The organism is Winogradskyella psychrotolerans, assembly GCF_018860545.1.
GTDB lineage: Bacteria > Bacteroidota > Bacteroidia > Flavobacteriales > Flavobacteriaceae > Winogradskyella > Winogradskyella psychrotolerans_A.
Map to the genome: position 1 here is coordinate 419,548 of NZ_JAHKPN010000002.1, position 21,106 is coordinate 440,653.

Genomic DNA, 21,106 nt, shown 5'->3' on the forward strand with positions numbered 1-21,106 from the left:
TAATAAAAATGATATGTGCTTAATTATTAAAGCAATAAGAAAGCCACAATATATCAAAATATTCTTACAATTAACGGGTTAAAATAAAATATCCTATTATTTAGACAAAAATAGATTATTATTTAGAAATCGTTAATGAATTATTTATTTTAGATGTAAATAAATACGAATGAAAGATGAAATAGACACTTTCTTAGCTGAAGTGCAAAAAAGAAATAGTCATGAGCCAGAATTTTTACAGGCCGTGCAAGAAGTTGCTGAATCCATAATCCCATATATCGCTCAAAGTAAATTGTATAATGGTCAAAAAATTCTATCAAGGATGGTGGAGCCTGAACGATTAATATCATTTAGAGTCAGTTGGATTGATGATGACGGTGAGATTCAAGTGAATAGAGGGTATCGTATTCAGATGAACTCTGCTATTGGACCTTATAAAGGAGGTATACGATTTCATCCCTCTGTAAATGCTAGTATTTTGAAATTCTTAGCTTTTGAACAGGTGTTTAAAAATGCATTAACAACGCTACCCATGGGCGGTGGTAAAGGGGGATCTGATTTTAATCCAAAAGGAAAATCAGACCATGAAATTATGCGCTTCTGCCAAGCTTTTATGAGTGAATTATATAGGCATATAGGGCAGTTTACAGATGTTCCCGCAGGAGATATTGGTGTTGGTGCACGCGAAATAGGGTTTATGTTTGGGACATATAAAAAACTTAAAAATGAATTTACAGGAGTGTTAACTGGTAAAGGCCGAACTTGGGGAGGCTCGTTAATTAGACCAGAATCTACAGGTTATGGAGTGGTTTATTTTGCTCAAAATATGTTGAAATTAAAGGAGGATACGCTAAAGGATAAACGCGTTGTAATCTCAGGCTCTGGTAATGTAGCACAATATGCAACGGAAAAAGCTATAGCCTTAGGTGCGGTTGTACTGACGTTGTCAGATTCGGGAGGTTATATTTTAGACGAAGACGGAATTGATGCGGAAAAATTAAAGTTTGTAATGGATCTTAAAAACGTAAAGCGTGGTCGTATAAGTGAATATGTAAAGCAATATCCAAATGCGACCTATTTTGATGATGAAAAACCTTGGTCCGTAATATGTGATATAGCTTTACCTTGCGCAACTCAAAATGAACTTAACGGAGAGGATGCACAGCAATTAGTTGAAAATGGTAGTATCTGTGTTGTTGAGGGGGCAAATATGCCTTCTACACCAGAGGCTATTCAGGTTTTTCGGGATGCAAAATTATTATTTGCTCCTGGCAAAGCGTCTAATGCTGGTGGTGTAGCTACTTCTGGATTAGAAATGAGTCAGAATTCACTTCGATTAAGCTGGTCTAGAGAAGAGGTGGATACACGACTACAAAATATTATGGAAGCCATTCACGATTCTTGTGTAGCCTATGGAAAAGATGAGAATGGTGCTGTAGATTATATAAAAGGAGCAAATATTGCTGGTTTTGTGAAAATTGCAGATGCTATGTTAGCTCAAGGTGTTGTGTAACTAAATCTAAAATAAAAAAAGTTTCTGTTTCTTTACAGAAGCTTTTTTTATGACATTATATATGATAAGCGCATAAATATCGTTAGTATTAAATATATTTGAGCAAACCTTTATGTATTCATGTATAACACTGTTTTTAAAATCTTTATTTTAGTATTTGGGTTTACAGCTTTTAGCTATAGTCAAGATTTCTCAACGTTATGGCAGGGTCATTATTCTTATAATGATATTGTAGATGTGGTTAGTGGTGAAAATAAAATTTATGCTGCTGCTCAAAATGCTGTTTTTAGTTATGACTCACAAACTAATGAACTCACAACAATTACTTCGGTAGAAGGCCTTTCCGGTGAGCAAATTACAACCCTTTATTACAGTGCGTTGTATCAATACGTACTCATAGGTTATGAAACAGGATTAATTGAGGTGTATTCTGAAACAGAAAATTCGGTATTATCTGTGGTTGATATTTTAGATAAGGTCAACATTACTCCTGTAAATAAGAGGATTAATCATTTCTTTGAACATGAGGGGCAAGTTTACATATCAACAGATTATGGGATTTCGGTATATGATTTAGAGCGTTTAGAGTTTGGTGATACTTATTTTATTGGGGATGGAGGGAGCCAAATAACAGTAAACCAAGTCACAATTTTAGATAACCAAATTTATGCAGCCTGTATCTCTGGGAATGGAATAAGAACAGCAGACCTAAGCAATCCTAATTTAATTGATTATCAACAATGGCAAAACCCAGTGATTGGGAATTATGCAACCATTAATACCATTAATAATAAAGTGTATGGTGTAGCATACAATAGAACGATGTATGAAATAAACGGGACTTCCTTAAGTTCTGTCCTTACATTTCCAATTCTGCCTTTAGATGGAGATACGTCTGACTCCTATATTATTTATTCTACAAGGGATGAGATCTATGTTTATGATGAGAACATACAATTAGTAAATAGCTTTGAGGCTACAGAAGAATTTGATTCCGATTTTACGTCAGCAATTTCTTTAGATGGTGATATTTATATTGGTACTGAGGCTTTTGGTGTCATAAGTTCGTCAATTACTTCTACTGGTTTTTATACAGAAATTAAACCGAATGGTCCATTATTTAATGAAACGTTTAGACTTAATGCAGAATCGAGTGTGGTGTGGTCTAGTTTTGGTGATTACACTGAAGATTTAGTACCTAATCCGATTAGGAGTAGAGGTCTAAGTTATTATAGGAATGATGTTTGGGAGAATATTCCTTTTGATAGTTTACTAGAAGCACGGAATCTAGCACAAATTGCGATAAATCCATTTATTCAAAACCAAGTCTTTGTGAGTTCATTTCAAGATGGTATTCTAGAATTAAATGATTATGAATCGACTATATTATATGATGAAACCAATAGTGATTTAGAATCCTTAGTATTATCCGATTCTCCAGACTATAGAAGTATTAGGGTTTCTGCGACTGCGTTTGATAGTAGTGGACTGTTGTGGTCATTAACGTCGCTTATATCTGAACCTTTAAAGTCTTATGACCCAATTACTGGTAATTGGAATAGCTATGATTTTTCGAGTATCATCCAAAACCCCATTAATGATGAGTTTGGTTATTTTGATCTTGCTATAGATAACAATGGTACCAAATGGATAGGTGCTTATACCAATGGAATTTATGCCTATAATGAAACCATAGCTGATACTCCGCTTCGAAATATAAAAACGGAAGAACAAGGCTTACCTTTTCCTAGGGTAAATGCATTGACTGTAGATAATAGTAATCAATTATGGGTGGGTACATTTACAGGACTACGCGTGCTGTATAATACTTCAGGATTTTATGAAGATTCTAACCCGACATTGAGTTCTATAATTATTTTAGAAGAGGGAATTGCAAAAGAATTGTTAGAAGGCGAAACCGTAACAGATATTAAGGTTGATGGCTCTAATAATAAATGGATTGGAACGGTAGATTCTGGCGTGTTTTATCTCTCTCCAGATGGGCAAACGACCATTTATCATTTTACTAAAGACAATTCTCCATTGCCATCAAATAGAATTAATGACATCTCAATTGATCCTAATAATGGTACGGTGTATATCGCCACAATAAAAGGTTTATTATCTTTTAAAGCTGGTGGTTCAAAAACAGAATCCACTTTAGAAGATGCTTTTGTGTATCCAAATCCTGTACGACCAGAGTATAATATTCTTGGTTTTAACGATCTAAATGATATTACTAAAGGTGTAAAAGTTAGTGGGCTCACGGAACGTGTGAATATAAAAATTACAGATATTGAAGGTAATTTGGTAGCAGAAGCGCAGTCTAATGTTAATTTAAGATCGTCTAGTGCAAATTATAATTTTGCTATCGATGGAGGAACTGCTATTTGGAATGGTAAAAATCTTGGGAATAATGTAGTGAGAACCGGTGTGTATTTAATACTGATTTCAGATTTAGACTCTTTTGAAACTAAAGTGCTCAAAGTTCTAATCGTCCAATAAACATGCTTTCAAAAAACAACAGCATCGTGCTTTCTAAATTAAAATATAGAGATCACGACCTTATTGTTAAGTGCTATACGGAGCAACGTGGAGTGGTGAGCTATATGTTAAGAGGTGTTTTGAAATCTAAAAAAGGACTTTCAAAAACCGTTTATTTTCAAGCGTTGTCTCAACTTCAAATAGAAGAAAACTATAAACCAAATCAGTCGCTACATTTTATAAAAGAAACTAAGTTTAATTATATCTATAAAAGCCTTCATACTAATATCTATAAAAGTGCGATCGTTTTATTTTTATCTGAAATTCTTTCCAATGTATTAAAAGAAGAAGAAAAGAATGACGATTTATTCGATTTTATAACTGCATCACTTCAGTATTTAGATAATGAAGATCAGTTTTCAAACTTTCATTTATTGTTTCTTTTAAAGCTGACACGCTACTTAGGCTTTCTACCCGAAAACTTAGATAATGACTATGCCTATTTCAATTTGGAATCTGGAGTTTTTGAAGCCTCTAATCATGGCATTTACTCCGTGTCTGGTGAAAATTTAACACTCTTAAAACGTCTGTTAGGCACAAGTTTTGATACACTACATACGGTAAGCATTAAAGCAAAACAGCGGCAAGAATTTTTAAATATGCTATTGCATTATTTTGAATTACATTTAGGAAGTTTTAGAAAGCCTAAATCATTGCAGGTGCTTAACGAGGTATTTCATTAAGTCATTTTTGCCAAAAAAACTATAATGATTGTGAGTTCACAAGTGAAGCGCAATAGCGTACATACTATTTTTTTATTTCTTTTTTTACAGTTAACTTTTGGGCAAACCGTTACTGTTTTAACAGCCGATAGTCAAATGCCAATTCCTGGTGTTACACTTGTTAATCACATTAAAAGCAAAACCATTATTACCGATTCAAACGGCCAAGCATCGTTGTCGCTTTTCAATGCTAAGGAAATTATATATTTTAAGGATTTTTTATATGAAGAGGAACACTTCACCAAATCTGAAATCGTAAATAAGCAGGGCATTGTTTATCTTATGCTTAAAGTAGAAGGGCTAGATCAAATCGTTATTTCAGCTTCTAAGTTTGAACAACGTAAGAGGGATATTCCACAAACCATTGTTAATGTCAATGCTAAAGATATTGCTTTGTCTAATCCTCAAACGAGTGCCGATTTATTAGAAAACATTGGTAATATTTACATTCAGAAAAGTCAATTAGGTGGTGGAAGTCCTATGATTAGGGGTTTTTCTACAAACAGGCTTTTAATTGCTGTTGATGGTGTACGTATGAATAATGCTATTTTTAGAGGTGGTAATCTTCAAAATGTTATTGCTATAGATCCATTTTCGATACAACATACAGAGGTCACACTTGGAGCTGGTTCCGTGGTTTATGGCAGTGATGCGATTGGAGGAGTGATGAGCTTTTATACTAAAAAACCGCAGTTCTCTGAAACGGATGCTTTAGATTTTAGTGCTACGGCGTTAACACGATTCGCCTCTGCAAATACTGAAACAACAGGACATTTGGATTTTAATTTAGGGTATAAGAAATGGGCGTTTTTGACGAGTGTGAGTTATACTGATTTTGATGATTTAAGAATGGGAAGTCATGGTCCTGATGATTACTTGAGACCAGAATATGTCACCCGGCAAAATGGGGAAGATGTTATTGTTGCTAATCCAAACCCTAAAGTACAATCACCAACCGGTTACGATCAACTAAATTTTATGCAAAAGGTGCGTTACAAATCTTCTGATGATTTAGATTTTGATTTAGGCTTGTATTATTCTACGACATCAGAATTTTCTAGATATGATAGACTCCTTCGTTATAGAGGAGATGAGCTACGTTCGGCTGAATGGAATTATGGACCACAAGAATGGTTTATGGGAAATTTTACGTTGACTAAATTGAGTAGTCGTTCTAATTTGTATGATAAGATTCAAACGACTTTAGCGTATCAGAATTTTAAGGAGAGTCGGGAGGATCGGGATTTTCAATCGGCTATTCGTGCTGTGAGAGCTGAATCTGTTGATGCCATTTCGTTTAATTTAGATTTAGAGAAAACGTTAAACCCTAAAACAAGTTTGTTTTATGGGCTAGAATACTTACATAATACGGTGCATTCCGATGGGTATGATACCAACATAGAAACGAATCAGAATTCAGTTAGCCTTACGCGCTATCCGGATGGTTCTACGTGGCAGTCTGTTGCTGCTTATGCCAGTTTAAAGCATAAACCGAATTCTAAATTTGTGTTTCAGTCTGGTCTTCGTTTTAATCAGGTGATTGCGAAAGCTGATTTTACGGCCAATAATGTGTTTTTAAATTTGCCTTTTGATGATGCTGAGGTGAATACAGGAGCTTTAACAGGAACCGTTGGTATTACGTGGTCTCCAAGTGATGTCATTCAATGGAAGCTTAATGCCTCTACGGCGTTTAGAGCTCCAAATATTGACGATATTGGTAAGGTGTTTGATAGCGAACCTGGAGCTGTTGTGGTACCTAATAAAGACTTAAAAGCAGAATACGCTTATAGTGGTGAGTTGGGTTTAAAGTTGAATTTTGAACATAAAGTCATTATAGATTTAGCGACCTATTATACCTTTTTAGATAATGCTTTAATACGACGCGATTATGAGCTCAATGGTGAAACCGAAATGGTTTACAATGGAGAGTTAAGTACGATTCAGGCGATACAGAATGCGTCTAAAGCCTGGATTTATGGTTTTGAAGCAGGTATAGACATTAACTTCACCAAACAATTAAAACTCCGTTCGCAGTATAATGTTATTGGTGGTACAGAAGATAATAATGGAGTAGAAGAACCGGTACGGCATGTGGCCCCTAATTTTGGACGCACGCATTTGGTTTGGAAAAAGAACTCGGTATTGTTTGATGCCTTTGTGGTTTATAACAGCACCCTAGACTTTAATCAAATGGCTCCTTCAGAAACGGCTAAGGATTATATTTACGCTTTAGATGCTGATGGAAATCCCTATGCACCGTCTTGGTATACGCTTAATTTTAGAACGCAATATCAGTATAATGACCAGCTTAGTGTCACGGCTAGTTTAGAAAATATAACGGATCAACGTTATCGGCCATACTCTTCGGGAATTACTGCTGCAGGTCGGAATTTTATTCTCGCTTTAAAATATACCCTCTAGTCTTTTGGTGTTTCTCGTATAAGCATCCTATTTATGACGGTTATTTGACTTTCAGCTGACCGAAATATTAGCGGAGGTTCATACGCCTTATAGACGGTTCACATCCGAAGGAGACCTGGAGTAGATGCGGAGTAGACCCGAATTAAACACGGGTGAACCTCATTTATCATCCGCTCTTTATCCGAATATCACCCGAGTATGACCCGAGTATGACCCGAGTATGACCCGAGGTTACTATGGGTGAACCCAAATGAAGCTTTGGTTGGGATTCTTGTTGCGACTTTACCACCTCTGGCCTAAAACAAAATAAGCCGCATTTTTTAGATGCGACTTATATTTCAAAATATATAGCGTGTTTATTTAGTTCTGTTTAATAGCTTTTTTACTGATGACCTGTCCGTTGGATAGGGTTATTTTAGCAATGTAAGTCGCGATACTTAATTTGGATAAGTTATAAACCTCAGTAGAAGTATTGCCTTGTAAGCTATAAATGATGCGTCCTGTAACGTCTATAATAGCGACGTGTTTTATGGTGTGGTTGTTTCCAACTTTAAATTGAACATCGCCATGTTGTAATTCTGTAATCGTTACGTCATTAGCTTCAACTATGTTGTCGTCTATAGAGAGTGTAGTTGGTGTAAATACAATTTCAAAACGGTCGTTGAATTCACCTGTTTCTGAAGTGAAGGTGTAGTCTGAAGTTTTAAGGTTGTGAAATGTATTGAGTTCATTGTCCTTAATGTACACCGCGTTTTCTGTCATAAAAGCACCTTCAAATTGTGCAATAGAAAAGGTATATAATGTAGCAACATCTATAGAAGTATAAAAACCTAATGGAATAACTTCATCCAGTGTTAGACTATTTGGATTTTTACCTTGGATTGCTAATTTTTCATCGGAATCTGGAATTAACGTATAGATTGCAGAATGCGAAGAGGTTATTCCGTTTTTTGGAGCATCGAAATACATACCATCATAGGCATCCGTAGCATATTCTAAATAACCAATTAAAACTTGACTAAACACACCGTTATCTGATGTTAGATTTACCCATAGTTTATTTATGGCATTAGTTTCATTACTGTTTCTGAAAAATTGATTATTATCACCTGTAACGCGCATGGAGTTATTAAAAATTAGGTCTGCTGTTTGTATGTCTTCAGTAGGAACAGGAGATGGTAATACGGTGGTTGAAGTTGCGTTATTATCCATAGAAATAAAGAAACCTTGACCAGAGGGGATAAATCTGCTCGGGATTGTAGAATCGCCTCCATTCTCTTGAGCTGCGGTTTGTCCTGTACCATTAATAATGGCATAGTCTGAATCAGAAAAATTTAGGTTTTGACTCCCATTTGTAGTATCAGAAGGTGCGGTATTTTGAGACCATAAATATATAGCACCTTCAATAATAGGATTAGGTTCGGATATTTCTTCGTCAATAAGCCCTACGTTAGTCGCTAAAAAGACATCTGCACTTATAGCAGAAGGGTATGGGTTGCCAACAAAATTCCAATTGTTATCACCCATTTCTTCGTCATTTCGATATAAAGGCACTGTGATAACACCATTATTAAAAAGACCAGAAAATGTGTAGCGTATTCTACAAGTTGGTCCAGGACATCCAGGGGTACTTGAAAATACACTAGGATCATGCGTTGCTGCATAACCTACTCCAGGGGTTAAATATGTTGTAGAAATACTGCCCCAATCATCGCCATTATCATCAATATCATCAACCCCTGCTCCAACTGTAGCGGTATCATCATTAGCAGTCTCATATGTTGAGTCTCTGAAGTATTCAGCATTGTATTGAAAGCGTTTGTAAGGACTCGCAAGTGCTAAACCATTAGCTGGGGTTTCTTGAAAAACAGGTGAACTCCAGTAGGTGTATTCGTACCAGTTATTAGAAGAGGCTGTGAGTTTGCTAACCTTAAGATTTGTAGGTGTTGTTGCTGTGACATTTCCTAAATCGTTAATTTGAACAAATGAGCCTTGGGGTTCAATCTCAATAGCTCCGTCAGTTCCGTTAACTGTTAAATCGTTTGTGACTTCAACAAAATCGCCATCACCAATAGCTAATGTAACGTCATTTACAATTAAACTACAAGCACTAAAACTACCTTCTACTAAAGTATCATAATTGCCATTAAGGGTTACTGCGCTATTAATAGTTGGTGGTGTTGACCAAGACGTGCCGTCCCATTCGGAAACAAGAACCTCTAGTTTCGCTGCATTAGATGCTTTATAGCAGGTAGCACTATCTTCTCTTAATTGGCAATAGTATTGGTATCCGTTTAAGCCTGTAGAATTAGCGATAGTTAAGGTTGCGGATTGCTGACCTGAGTAATCTGTATTACTCGGTAAAATTTCTGTCCATGTTGCTATTCCAGGGGCGTTGTAATACCATTGGTAGGTGAGTTCCTGAGAATCATCTCCTTCGTCATAGCCTTCTGTTCCTGATATCGTAAAGCTTGCAGAGAATTCACACTCAAAATCGGCATCTACTGGTTGTAAGGTTATAGTAGGAGGTGAACCAGCTGAGAAATCATACGCACCAATATTTGTATAGTCCACAGGGGTCATACTATCCCAATCGTTAGAATCCCAAGTGGTACTCGGAGCTGTAATTCCTGTGTTTTTTCTTCGGTATGTGTAATCGTTGTTTGAGATGGTAAACGTAGTACCCGAAGTATTTCCCCATAAATCTACCCAGGTTTCAGTTGTGCCATCGTCGTGGTAGAGTCTAATATTGTCATTGTCATTAATACCACCAAAAGCATAAAATTCATCCGCAGTATGTCCGCCTTCAGGGTCTGTAGCATCAGCTCCTCCAATAGCAATTACATAGGTTGTATTGTTAGGCATACTTCCTGATAAATCGCCAACATTTCCACTAGCCCCCGCATTACCATTATTATGAATACGAATTTCATAGTGTTCAAGATTGACTGTTGTTCCTGTGCCGTTATACAGTTCTATATAAGAGTGAGAACCAGAACCGGCATCGGTGACTTCACTGATAAATAAATCTGTAGGGGTTATTCCGCCAGACCCTTCGCAAGAACCGATAACATTATCTATTACGGTAAAGGCGCCGTTGCTTTGGCAATTGATTGCGTTGGTAATAACGATATTAGATGAGACGGCTCCCGTTGGAATATTAAACTCTATTTGGGTTGTTGAAATGGATGTATGAGGAATTATGGCTCCATCATATTCTACCGTAGTAGATCCGTCTAAGTTTGTGCCTGTTACCGTTACAGTGGTGTTAATTGGCCCAGTAAGCGGTGTCATTATATTTGATGACGCCTCGCAAATGGCTTCTCCTCTAATTGCAAATTCATAGATTTCTTCACCTTCACCATCAGCACTATCGTTGTTTGTAATTCTTACTGTTGCGTTTCTGGTGCCAGCTACTGAAATTGGGGCAAAAGTAACATCGAATGTTATTTCCGAGTACGGTGTGACAGTTAAAGGCAAACTAGAAGGTAAGGTGACATAAAAATCTGCTGCATCTGTGCCTACAATTTGAATATTACTTACGGATAAATCTACGGCTCCTAAGTTTTCGATAATGAAGGATTTAGTTTGCGATTCTACGGAAACAATTTGATCGCTAAATTCCGTGTTGTCGAGGTAACTTGGTGTGGTATCTCCATTAGCTATATCTGGAAAAGCACCGATATCTCCTTCTATATTTATTTCTGGTTCTAACACTGCACAAGGAGAAATTAAAGTATTTGTACCTGGGCTACCTCCATCAGGGACCGCTTGCCAATTGGTGTCTGTATCTGAGTTGTCTAAGGTTGTATCTATTATATGAAATGTAGACCCGTTACCATCTGTTGAAAAATCATCATTGTCATCATATTGTACGTCATCTATGGTGGTAAAACCATCTGCGGCAACTAAGGTAATTGTAGCACTATCGTTTACAAGTTTGTTTGTGTTGGTTGTAGAAGCAGGAATACCATAGTCTGGAGTAAATGGGCAATCGTTGTTATAAACACCATCTCCATTGCTCCCTAGAGAAACTGTAATACAATCTCCATCAGCAATTATGGTGCCCGTAGAGGGAAAGGTAAATCGGGTTGATCCGTTCACTTCAATGGTATAGTCGTTTAAATATTGTGGACTACCAGAGGTATTACAGATTTCTATCCACTCATCGTCACCACCAGTGGAATTATACATAATTTCTGTTATTACGACATCTGCTAATCCTGGGACATCGTTGTCTGTAATGGTCACTGTATGTGTTGTTAATCCGCCAAGCGTTGCCGCGTCTCCTCCAGTAGGATTGCTAAGATTTAAAATAATGGTCTCATCAGACTCTATATCGGTATCGTCGTTAGAAATATAGATGGTAACACACTGATCTGCGGTACTACCGGGAGGGAATGTGAGTGTTTGAGGAAAGCTAATTGCGGCAGGAGTGCCTGCACCATCGTCGTAATCGGTTCCGTTGGTTGCCGTACTGGCTCCATCTAAGGTGATGTCTACGGTGGTTGCATTGCTTGCTGATTCATTGGCGATAGCGACACAAACATCTATAAAAAGGCCATCTTCTGTTAGTGTAGAGCTCGTTGATACAAAATTTACTTGTGTATCAGTAGAACCTGCAAGAACACTAATTGTGTAGTCTTCCACAGAGCCCCAGCTAAAGGTGCCACATGGTGAAATTGAACTCGCATCCGCACTTTCGTTTTGTACGATTCGCATTCTGTAATCTCCAATTGCTTGCGCTGCAGGTATATTTATTGTTATGTTTTCTGTTACATTACCGCCAGAGACGGCTACATCTACGGTTGTTATTTCTTCATCCGTATCATCAAAATCTCCATCATTATTCCAATCTATCCAAACTCCACCAGCTCCATCATATTGACCGCCGTTATCACAATCACCGAATTCTACACTTAATGTATAACTCCCTCCTGCATTTAAATCTGCACGCATTGCTGTGTAATTGTTAATTACACCGCCAGATCCCCCTGTGCAATTATCGGTAGTATTGTTAGTAATACTTAGAGATTCACCAATTAAGGTTACATTTTCAATTTCAGAATCAGCATTACTTGTTGGGCCTGCATTACAATAGATATCTACTACATCTCCAGTTAAGGAGACTGTTTTTGTTGATGCACCTGTGCTTGTAATATCGACATCGTCTGTATAAGTACCAACCGCTTTTCCTGATATTAATCTTGCATAAATGGTTGTAGAAGCTACTGCACCACTGCTCTCAGTTAAGGTAATAGAGTTTGTAAACCCAGTCCCAGAAGTTAACGAAATTTCAAAATCGGTTGGTGCTGTGATTACAATATCATTGGTTAAATCTGTTCCTTCTACCGTAAAAGTGTCCTCAGAAGAGGGAGGCATATCATAAAAATAATCTAAGCCTGTAATCGTTGTTGGTGCTGCAGTTATAGTTGGGCCAGCTGGGCCTGCTAGTTTGTATAATTGTAATTCTTGTTGGCCAGCATTTCCATAGCATGCAAATCTTGGAGCTGCTGAATTGTAAGACAGTTGTCTTGATGAATTATCAACATTTCTAACGGTAAATTTGCCACTGCTATAAGAAAAAGTCCATCTTTGTTCATCGTCGGATACGGCAGAGACGGCATAGGCGCGATTTTGTGTGCCAGTATATGATACGTATATGCTACTGTCTTCATTAAAAATGGTTCTGCCTGATCCATTGGTTTCAATTTTCCAAACAATTGAGACATCTGGATTTGTAATATCACCACCAACTGGTGAAATAGCCGAATGACCAAAATAATCACCACTGGTATTATTCATAGCAAATTCATCTTCTTGGTTTGTGATAACATAGTCACCATCTGTGAGTTCTGCTAAACTTGTAATCTTAGTATAAGTTTGTCCATAACCAGACAAGCTAAAACATAGGAATGCTATAAAAATAAGGGAGTAGTTTTTTATCATAGGGATAGTTGGGATAATTAATCAATTAATACCGACCAAAGATAAATTAAATAGTCTGTCAGTCAGTGTCTTGAAAAGTAGGTAATTATTAACAAATTGTTATGATTTATAACAAGTTATCTTTGAAGTGCATAAATCACCGATAAAATGTAAGTGGTTGGGTGGTGGTGGTGTTTTGTTGTGCGCTCAATATCTGTTTAATTATGCCTTTTATTTCCATTTTAAAAGACCTTATAATGTTGTAATCTATTGTATTTTTGAACTGCATGGATGTCAATAAAACATATACGGTAGACGAGGCGCGCAAAAAACTAGAGCATTATTGTGCCTACCAAGAGCGTTGCCATAAAGAGGTACGGCAAAAACTGCGTGATATGCATATGATTCCGGAAGCCATTGATGTGATTATGGTGCATCTCATTGAAGATAATTTTTTGAATGAAGAACGCTTTGCTCAGGCGTTTGTGCGTGGGAAATTTAGGATTAAGAAATGGGGTAAAAACCGTTTGGTGCGCGAGTTGAAGTTTCGGGATATTTCTAAATACAGTATTGATACCGCTTTAAAGGAAATTGATCTGGATGATTATTATAGCACCTTAGATGAGCTGGTGCAAAAACGTGTGGCTCAGGTTAAAGAACCTAATGTGTATAAGAAGAAGAAAAAGGTGGCGGATTATTTGTTGTATCGGGGTTGGGAATCGGGTTTGGTTTATGAGAAGTTGCGGGAGTATCTTGGGTGATTGTTAGGAGTTGTGGTTTGATTATGTGGATTCCTGCCTTCGCAGGAATGACAGATATTGTGTGGGAATGATTGTTGGTGGTTGTTGGTTTTACTTTGTAAAATGAAAAAAGCCTTTTCAATGCTGATGTTATCAGGTGAAAAGGCTTTTATTATGTGTTGTAATTAGGGTCTATAGGTTAAATACAGCTCCTAGGTTTAATGTGAATTGGTTGTGTATATCAATGACGTCATCAGCATCATATTTTGCTAAAGGAAAGTTAGCTTCTGTAAAAACACCAAAGCCTTCTGTAAAGAAATAACGTGCGCCAACATGACCACCAAAATTCTTAAGACTTAAATTTAATCCAGGATACAAATCAAAATTTTCATCAATGTTAATCACGTTACCTAGGTTAGCGTTAAAACGTGCTTTTAAATCAAAACGATCTCCGAAATCTAAATCTTCGATGCCATCAGCACCTCCTAAAGAATAAGAAGACGATACACCAACAGAGATGTTTTCACCTAAGCCGTGATCGAAACTTACATTAATTCCTGTAGCGTAATCTTGAATATTAGCACCAACTTGGAATTTCTGGTCTCCTTTACCTTCAAAGGCTTGCGCATTACTAAAACTAAACGCTAATAAAGCGACAATTAGTAGAATATTTTTCATGTTTTTCATTTTAAAATAGGGGTCAAATATACAAATAGTATTTAATTAATGGTCAGAAATTTAAATGAAACGATTGGTGTTGGTTATGGCTTTTTTGTTTTTCCAGTCAATCCATTTTTGACCTTTTAGGCGACGCATGAGGTTATCGTAATTCCGCATGACAAATACATTGTAAATGGCTTTACTGAGGTTCTTAGGATTTCGGGCTATGGCGCGTAAACTCATAGAAAATCCTGGAGTTATATAGCGCATGTAGTGCCAATAGCCTTCTGGCATATAGAGGACTTCTCCGTGGTTTAATTCGCAGGTCCAGCCTTTTGCTTTTTTTAGGGCAGGCCATTTGTTGAGATCTGGGTTGTTAAAATCAATATCCTCTCTAACGATCAATGAATGTGGTACTTTGTATAAGTATTGGTTCTGTTGTTGGTCGAATAAAATGCATTGTTTTTTGCCTTCAAAATGAAAGTGAAAGATATTAGCCAAATCTATATCGTAGTGCATGAAGGTATGTGAATCTTTACCTCCAAAAAATAGCATGGGTAGTGTTTTCATTAAACGCAATCCGAAATTGGGAAATGTAAAATCGTTTTGAAGTTGTGGCACTTCTTTTAAAATATTCCAAAGGAATATGCGGTATTTTGTGGGTTTGCGTTTTAGTAAATCGACATAATCGCTCATTTTCATGGTGGCATGAGCCTCGTTAAAACCGTCTTTATAATCGACTGGCCTATCGTCGTAAAGCGGTACGGTTTTATCGCCAGCAATGTCTTTGATGTAGTCTAAGTTCCATTTGGAATAGGCTGGCCAATCTTTAATGTACTGTTCAATGACCACGGGTTGTTGTGGTTTGAAGTAATGGGTTATAAAATCCTCTTTTGAAATGGTTTTTACGCGAGGAATATCTTGAAGGTTGAGTTTCAAAGGTGAACAACGTTTAGTTTGCAAAGTTAAGGAAAAGGTTTTTGATTTAATGGATTCCTGCTTTCGCAGGAATGACAGTTGGTGTTGTTTTTTTAGGTGGGGTTGGTTGTTGGTTCTTGATGGGGTTTTTAAAAACTTCGTTTTGGTATCTTCAATCAAAAATTATATGACACCCCTAATGAGCTTCGCTCGGTAGCTTCAAAACAAAATGTATTTTGTTTCTCACTAATCCTCAAGGGGACAATCTACGGATTAGACATTTTGGTTAATACTAAAGTAGTTCTCGATTTGATGTTTGAGTTTATGATTGGTTCTTGATACGATTTTTGAAGCTACGTATTGGTTTGTCATTCCTGCGAAGGCAGGAATCCACTTTACTATTTCTCTTTTTCTTTTAGAGCTTTTGTATAAATTGAAAAGGGACTTCTTAAAAATTAAATGGACTGAAAGGTTTTTGATTTAATGGATTCCTGCTTTCGCAGGAATGACAGTTGGTGTTGTTTTTTTAGGTGGGGTTGGTTGTTGGTTCTTGATACGATTTTTTCATGCTTCGAAAATCACTCGCACTGACGTTTGTATGTTTATTTGGTTTTGTCATTCCTGCGCAGGCAGGAATCCACCTTGAAATTAGTATTACTATCTATATATTTTCACTTTAATTACCCTTGGACTTATTAAAAATTTAAAGGACAGAGAGGTCTTAGGTTAAATAGATTCCTGCTTTCGCAGGAATGACAGTTGGTGGTTTTTTTAGGTGAGGTTGGTGGTTGGTTCTTGATACAATTTTTTCATACTTCAAAAATCACTCGAGCTGATGTATGTATGTTTATTTGGTTTTGTCATTCCTGCGTAGGCAGGAATCCACTTCGTAGTTAATTTTCACTTATTTGGATGTGACATAAAATAAACCCAGACTCTCTGAAATTAAATAGACAGAACGATTTTAGCACTAATAGATTCCTGCCTTCGCAGGAATGACAGTTGGTGGTTGTTTTTTAGGTAAGATTGAGGGTTGGTTCTCGATACGATTTTTTCATGCTTTAAAAATCACTCGAACTGACGTTTGTTTGTCTTTCCTGCGCAGGCAGGAATCCACTTTACTATTTCTCTTTTTCTTGTAGAGCTTTTGTGTTAATGTAAACTGGTGTTTCTTAATAATTAAATGAAGAGAAAGGTTTTTTATTGGGTAGATTCCTGCCTGCGTAGGAAAGACCGTTGCTATTAATTTATAGCCATTTGGTGTCTCGTGATGTGGCGTCTAAGACATCGATTTTTAAGGCTGCTGCAATTTGTTTGGCTATATTGAATGCCGTTTCTGTATTGTCGGTTTCATAGGCTTCAATTTTCTGATTGGTGTTATAGAATAGATTGACTTTGACCACAGTTTCCGTTACATTGGTGCTTGCTGTGGAGACCCAAACGCGCGTGGTTTGGGTGGTTTTAAACACGGAGACGTATTCTATTTCAGGAAAGTCTTGCCATTTTCCAAAAGTTAAACCAAATAGGTTGATGGTGTAGCGGTATTTTTTTGTTGTGAGGTCAATTTCAATGCCATCGGTATAGAAAAAGAAAACACCTGCCCCTAAGAACAGGATACCAAAATAGGTATCGATACTTAGTATTCCAATAACGAAAAGACCAATACCATAGATAAACTTTAGTTTTGGTATTGGTCTTTTGTAGGTAATAATAGTCAAGAAAAGATGGTTTTAATATTACAACTTATCAATAGTAGCATCCTCTGCTTCAATTGTTTTTTTATCTTTTCCTTTTAGATATTCAGGTAAATCCATACCAGCCATATTAAACATTTCTTGTAAAGGCGGTACTGATTTGTACATGCCAGATAGGAAGTTAGCTGTTGACGATTTTCCGTCTTCACCAGTTGATCCACTATCCCAAACCGTTACTTTATCGATTTTAATATTCTTAATGGCTTCGGCTTGTGCTTTTACCAATTCTGGCAGTTTATCTGCGATTAATAATAACACGGCATCTCTACTGTTGTTGCCCGCTGCTTTTACAATCTGCTCCATACCTGCCGCTTGCTTGGTTAAGATTTCAAACTGTCCTTGTGCTTCGGCTTGTGCTTTAAATAATATCGCATCGGCTTCCCCTTTTGCTTTACGTCTAATGCGTTCTGCTTCGGCTTCGGCATCAATTTCAACTTTACGTTTATCAATTTCTGCAGGTACAATAATATCTGCCATTTGAGATGAGCGCTCACGTTCTGCTCTCGCGGTTTCTGCTTCTTGTTCTGCTGCATACGATTCTTGTAAGGCTTTTGCAGATTGTACTTTTTCTGATGCGATGGCCACACGTTCTGCTTCTGCTTCACGTTGACGACGTAAGGAATCTGAATTCGCTACCGAAATCTTAGCCGAGTTTTCCCCTTCAACCGCTTGTGCGTTGGCAGCTGCAACTTGGGTTCTTTCATCTTGAACCGCGTTAGCTTCACCAATAGAACCATCTCTGGTTTTCTCTGCTACCGATTTACGAGCGGCGTTAATAGCGTGTGCTGCAGCTTCTTTACCTAAAGCTTCGATATAACCAGACTCATCAACAATATCTGTAATGTTTACGTTGATCAGTTTTAAACCTACTTTCTTTAATTCTGTTTCTACAGATTGTGAAATGTTGGTTAAGAATTTATCGCGATCGTTGTTTATTTCTTCAATATCCATAGAGGCTACGACCAAACGCAACTGACCGAAAATAATTTCCTTTGCTAATTCTTGAACATCTTGAGCTCCTAAACCTAATAAACGTTCCGCAGCATTTTGCATCACTCCTGGTTCTGTAGACACACCAATGGTAAAACGCGATGGTACGTTAACACGAATGTTTTGTTTAGATAAAGCATTAACTAAGTTTACTTCAATAGAAATTGGCGTCAAATCTAAAAATTCATAATCTTGAATGACAGGAATAATAAAAGCCGCACCACCATGAATACATTTAGCTGATTGTCCGCCTCCCACTTTTCCGTAAACCACTAAGATTCTATCCGATGGACAACGTTTGTAGCGTTTTATTAAAATAAGTAGTGTAATCACTATAAATAGCACTACCACTATTATTAGCATTGGTCCGCCTAAGCCTTCCGGATTAAAGCTTTGTTGAATGTTAAGTAAATTCATATTCATTTCGTTTAGATAGGTTAATTATTAAGGTTGGTTTTAGATATATTAATGATCTAGAAGTCTGTTTTTAGCTTCTGGCAATTCGTCGTTAGTTTGTTTTACAGGTTCTATGGGTTTTCGTGTTTGGTCTACTATTAGGATACCGTTGGACGTGACATCGACCACTTTTATAATTGTCCCTGTTTTTAGTTGGGTTAGCGAGTCGGTAAGGGCGTCTAGTTCTCGCATAGTGCCTTGTACACTCACATTGACTTTTCCCATTTTTGAGCGGTCTGCTCCAATAGGTAAATAGACTTCACCAACGGCATCTATGGCATTTTTATAGTTTAAGGTGCCGCTATCTGAAAGTTTGCTAATAAAGAAAAACAGCGCCGCCATAATGACCATCATTAATAATCCGCAGATTATGGAGATGATAACAGTTAGTGGTGTTGAAAGTCCGGCATCAATACAAGCAATACCACTCCAACCAAAAACCGTAAAAAAAGCAACTACGTTTTTGAAGGAAATAAATTGAAATCCGGCTGCATCGATATCAATATCTGAATCCAAGTCTCCGATGTCATCAGCATCTCCACCAACAAAAGCCATGACCATGACGATGGAAAAAATAAGGGATCCTATAATAGCGACTAGCCAATACATTTTGGATAGAAATTCTAAATTTGAAAACCATTCTGCCATAAGCTGCATTTTGAATTTGAGTTAATAAAGATACGACCATTGTAAGATTATACAATCTTATTTTGAAAGTAAATTGGTCACAACATTACCACCCTTAAAGACTTTTAAAATCTTTTGTTTTTTATGACCTTAGGTTTGAATACGAAGGATTCAAAGTTGGGATGTCAAGTGTATGTTGATGGTTTTGAAGTACGGTCGTTTTTATACTTTGGAGCCTCAAAAAAGTTTTGAGTTTGGACCACTTTCAATATATAAGTAGTCATTGAAGGAATTTTGTTACAGGGAAATTGGGAAATATTTTTTTGTGTGTTTTTATGTGGGTATGTTGTGTTCTGTCATTCCTGCGAAGGCAGGAATCTACTTTGTATAGTTGATGTTTGTTTGATTAAATATTTTGAAGAATTGAGAGGGTTGAACACCGAGTAATTGTTTTAAAGGTATTGTGCTGTTGTGGATTCCTGCCTACGCAGGAATGACAAAGTGTGTTGTAGTTTATTACGGGTTAGTTTGGATGTACTTGAAGGTTTGTCTGCTTTAGTAAGAATGACAAAGTGCGTTGAATTTAGATTATAGTATTAATTGTTTTTAGTGGTTGCTGTCATTCCTGCGTAAGCAGGAATCTACTTTGTATAGTTGATGTTTGTTTGATTAAGTATTTTGAAGAATTGAGTGGGTTGAGCGCATAGGGATTGTTTTAAGGGTGCAGTGTTGTTGTGGATTCCTGCCTTCGTAGGAATGACAGAGTGTGTTGTAGTTTATTGCGGGTTAGTTTGGATATACTTGAAGGTTTGTCTGCTTTGGCAGGAATGACAAAGCGTGTTGTTATTTGTTATTGAAAATAAGTCCAGTCTTTGGATAAATCCTTCCAATTAGGATTCTCTTCTTCAATAAGATCTATCTTCCACTGACGTTTCCATTTTTTCATATTCTTTTCCCTTTTAATGGCGTCATTGATATACTGATATGTTTCAAAATATATTAGTCGATCCAGTCCATATTTTTTTGTAAATCCATCTACTAACTTGTTTTTATGTTCAAACATTCTGCGCTCTAAATCGTTAGTAATACCAATGTATAAGGTGCCGTTATACTTGTTAGATAGTATGTAGAGATAATATTGATGTATGTTCTTGTACATTCTTGTAATTGGTATATCATGGTTTCCTGATTTTGCAGGAATATTGAGGTGTAATTATTTAAAATGTGTTGTGGAATGTTTTTAAAGTTATGAATTTTAGCGGATTAATTTTTAAAAGATAGGTGTTTTTTTGTGTTCTGTCATTCCTGTGGAGGAAGGAATCTGATTGGTGTTATTAATGTTGGTTTGATTAAGTATTATAAAGAATTGAGTGAGTTGAACACGGAGTAATTGATTTAAAGGTGTAGTGTTGTTGTGGATTCCTGCTTGCGCAGGAATGACAGTATTTTGTGGATTGGTTTAACAATGAGGTTTTGTTGTGGGTTCCTGCGTAGGCAGGAATCTATTTAGTGTTATTTAAGTAAGTTGTGATTTATAAAAAATGATAGGGTGTGAGACTCATAGTAATTGTTTTAAGGATGTTGTGTTATTGTGGATTCCTGCCTTCACAGGAATGACAGAGTGTGTTGTAGTTTATTGCGGGTTAGTTTGGATATACTTGAAGGTTTGTCTGCTTTAGTAAGAATGACAGAGTGTGTTGTTATTTGTAATGGCTTAGCTTGGATGTAGTTGAAGGTTTTTCTGCTTTGGCTGGGATGATAGAGCGTGTTGCATTTAGATTATACTATTCATTGTTTTTAGTCTTCTGTCATTCCTGCGTAGGCAGGAATCTA

At 36.8% G+C, this 21,106-nt stretch carries 12 protein-coding genes; 5 read left to right on the forward strand and 7 right to left on the reverse strand.

Features of this window, described 5'->3' with window-relative positions:
* Positions 1-169: 169 nt before the first annotated feature.
* From gdhA to KO515_RS01830, 4 genes are all read left to right on the forward strand, one after another.
* On the forward strand, positions 170-1,513 hold the full coding sequence (gene gdhA / locus KO515_RS01815) for an NADP-specific glutamate dehydrogenase (protein ID WP_215934658.1): 1,344 nt from the start codon (positions 170-172) through the stop codon (positions 1,511-1,513).
* A 120-nt stretch (positions 1,514-1,633) separates the two neighbouring features.
* On the forward strand, positions 1,634-4,018 hold the full coding sequence (locus KO515_RS01820; protein ID WP_215934659.1) for an ABC transporter substrate-binding protein: 2,385 nt from the start codon (positions 1,634-1,636) through the stop codon (positions 4,016-4,018).
* Positions 4,019-4,020: 2 nt separating this feature from the next.
* Positions 4,021-4,740, forward strand: coding sequence for a DNA repair protein RecO (gene recO, locus KO515_RS01825; protein ID WP_215934660.1), 720 nt, complete (start codon positions 4,021-4,023; stop codon positions 4,738-4,740).
* Between the two features lie 24 nt (positions 4,741-4,764).
* Complete coding sequence (locus KO515_RS01830) at positions 4,765-7,200, forward strand: TonB-dependent receptor plug domain-containing protein (protein ID WP_215934661.1); 2,436 nt, start codon at positions 4,765-4,767, stop codon at positions 7,198-7,200.
* 360 nt (positions 7,201-7,560) lie between these two features.
* Here the strand turns inward: KO515_RS01830 and KO515_RS01835 are convergent, their stop codons facing one another.
* On the reverse strand, positions 7,561-13,149 hold the full coding sequence (locus tag KO515_RS01835; RefSeq protein WP_215934662.1) for a lamin tail domain-containing protein: 5,589 nt from the start codon (positions 13,147-13,149) through the stop codon (positions 7,561-7,563).
* Positions 13,150-13,415: 266 nt separating this feature from the next.
* Between KO515_RS01835 and KO515_RS01840 the strand changes: the two genes are divergently transcribed.
* Positions 13,416-13,889 (forward strand): regulatory protein RecX, encoded by a 474-nt coding sequence (locus KO515_RS01840; protein ID WP_215934663.1) that lies wholly within the window; start codon positions 13,416-13,418, stop codon positions 13,887-13,889.
* A gap of 171 nt (positions 13,890-14,060) precedes the next feature.
* Here KO515_RS01840 and KO515_RS01845 read toward each other — a convergent pair whose 3' ends face one another.
* The 6 genes from KO515_RS01845 to KO515_RS01870 all read right to left on the reverse strand — a co-directional run bounded on the left by KO515_RS01845 (position 14,061) and on the right by KO515_RS01870 (position 20,432).
* On the reverse strand, positions 14,061-14,546 hold the full coding sequence (locus tag KO515_RS01845; protein ID WP_215934664.1) for a DUF6646 family protein: 486 nt from the start codon (positions 14,544-14,546) through the stop codon (positions 14,061-14,063).
* 60 nt (positions 14,547-14,606) lie between these two features.
* Entirely contained in the window at positions 14,607-15,467 is an 861-nt protein-coding gene (locus tag KO515_RS01850; protein WP_215934665.1) for a cupin-like domain-containing protein, read from the reverse strand.
* Between the two features lie 1,226 nt (positions 15,468-16,693).
* Positions 16,694-17,164: a hypothetical protein gene (locus KO515_RS01855; RefSeq protein ID WP_215934666.1), complete on the reverse strand. Its 471-nt coding sequence runs from the start codon at positions 17,162-17,164 to the stop codon at positions 16,694-16,696.
* An 18-nt stretch (positions 17,165-17,182) separates the two neighbouring features.
* Positions 17,183-18,607, reverse strand: coding sequence for a flotillin family protein (locus tag KO515_RS01860; protein ID WP_215934667.1), 1,425 nt, complete (start codon positions 18,605-18,607; stop codon positions 17,183-17,185).
* Between the two features lie 48 nt (positions 18,608-18,655).
* A complete protein-coding gene (locus KO515_RS01865; RefSeq protein WP_215934668.1) occupies positions 18,656-19,294 on the reverse strand; it encodes a hypothetical protein in 639 nt (212 codons plus the stop codon).
* Between the two features lie 829 nt (positions 19,295-20,123).
* Positions 20,124-20,432 (reverse strand): GIY-YIG nuclease family protein, encoded by a 309-nt coding sequence (locus tag KO515_RS01870; RefSeq protein WP_215934669.1) that lies wholly within the window; start codon positions 20,430-20,432, stop codon positions 20,124-20,126.
* Between the last annotated feature and the right edge of the window lie 674 nt (positions 20,433-21,106).

Bases quoted from the DNA above. Each gene is read 5' to 3' on its own strand.
- KO515_RS01870 (WP_215934669.1), bottom strand. From the start codon at position 20,432: ATGTACAAGAACATACATCAATATTATCTCTACATACTATCTAACAAG.
- KO515_RS01860 (WP_215934667.1), bottom strand. From the start codon at position 18,607: ATGAATTTACTTAACATTCAACAAAGCTTTAATCCGGAAGGCTTAGGC.
- KO515_RS01865 (WP_215934668.1), bottom strand. From the start codon at position 19,294: ATGGCAGAATGGTTTTCAAATTTAGAATTTCTATCCAAAATGTATTGG.
- KO515_RS01820 (WP_215934659.1), top strand. From the start codon at position 1,634: ATGTATAACACTGTTTTTAAAATCTTTATTTTAGTATTTGGGTTTACA.
- KO515_RS01830 (WP_215934661.1), top strand. From the start codon at position 4,765: ATGATTGTGAGTTCACAAGTGAAGCGCAATAGCGTACATACTATTTTT.
- gdhA (WP_215934658.1), top strand. From the start codon at position 170: ATGAAAGATGAAATAGACACTTTCTTAGCTGAAGTGCAAAAAAGAAAT.
- recO (WP_215934660.1), top strand. From the start codon at position 4,021: ATGCTTTCAAAAAACAACAGCATCGTGCTTTCTAAATTAAAATATAGA.
- KO515_RS01840 (WP_215934663.1), top strand. From the start codon at position 13,416: ATGGATGTCAATAAAACATATACGGTAGACGAGGCGCGCAAAAAACTA.
- KO515_RS01845 (WP_215934664.1), bottom strand. From the start codon at position 14,546: ATGAAAAATATTCTACTAATTGTCGCTTTATTAGCGTTTAGTTTTAGT.
- KO515_RS01835 (WP_215934662.1), bottom strand. From the start codon at position 13,149: ATGATAAAAAACTACTCCCTTATTTTTATAGCATTCCTATGTTTTAGC.